This window comes from Vibrio sp. Vb0667, assembly GCF_033391095.1.
Window position 1 is genome coordinate 1 of sequence record NZ_JAWPOL010000385.1, and the last position, 1,058, is coordinate 1,058.

Here is a 1,058-nt window from a genome sequence, read left to right on the forward strand (position 1 = left end):
CAGTATGATCCCAATGATAAAGTGAACCAGTCTTACGTCCTGCTGTGGAAGATCAATGCAGAAGAAGGCTTGCAAGCTGCAGCATATCAAGTCTCACCAATGGCTGCATTGATTGATACGTGGGTGTTCACTCATCAAATGAACCAGTTTTATGCGACGGGCGCTGGCCGTGACATTTTTGCTACAGATGAAGCCAAACAAGTCTCGGCACACTTAGCCAACGAGGTAGACCAGCTCGCTCAATCACTGTTGACAAAAGAGGTTTACGATAAAACGAAGCTCTTTGTTGCTGACTTTGTTAAACAGTATCCGTTCGCTGATTTAAGCATGATTAGAACGCCAGCTTACCGTGCTTGGTTAGAAGCCAATCAAATCAGTGAGGAAGACGCGGTAACAACGTTGGGTACGATGCCGGAAGCATTGGGAGATGTATCCGATAGATTGAGTTTGGTCTCTGAACAAACGCCAAAGATCATGACTTGGAAGGCGCAGTTATTAGCGTTGAACAGTTCGGCAAGCATCGAGAAGGTTAATGCCGCATTGAACAGTCTGCAAGTGACTGCTGACTCAATGAGAGATTTCATCGATAACAACCCTGAGTATATGCGTTATTTGGCTGAACAAATGGCGGTTGAACTGCAGCCTTTAGTGAACGACATTGATCAAAAAACCGAAGCGCGTTTGTCTCAGTTAGGTGAAGAGCGACAAGCATTAGAAGAAATGGTGGCAAGAGAGCGCCAAGAGATCGCTCTGATCATCACTCATGAACGTGAGAAGTTTGCTCAGGATATGGATAGAGTGTCTCAAGAGGTTGTGAATCTCGCCATGACCAAGTTGATAGAATTAGTGAAGAGCACAATTGTCTACTTTATTCTGTTCATTGCTGCGATATTCTTCGCTCCGCTTGGTTTAGGTTATGTGCTTGGCAAGCGAGCGGCGGTGAAAACAAAAGTTAAACAAAGCTAACGTGTAGTTTAGATACAAAAAGAGCGCTAATGCGCTCTTTTCTTTGTCTTTCATTCGGAAGGGAGGTTCTTCCTAACGCTGCGAAGTTAAGC

The 1,058-nt window shown here is 44.8% G+C and carries 1 protein-coding gene; it reads left to right on the plus strand.

Features of this window, described 5'->3' with window-relative positions:
* The coding region (locus tag R8269_RS26105; protein WP_318223025.1) for a chemotaxis protein at positions 1-966 on the plus strand (966 nt) is incomplete at its 5' end.
* Positions 967-1,058: the final 92 nt, after the last annotated feature.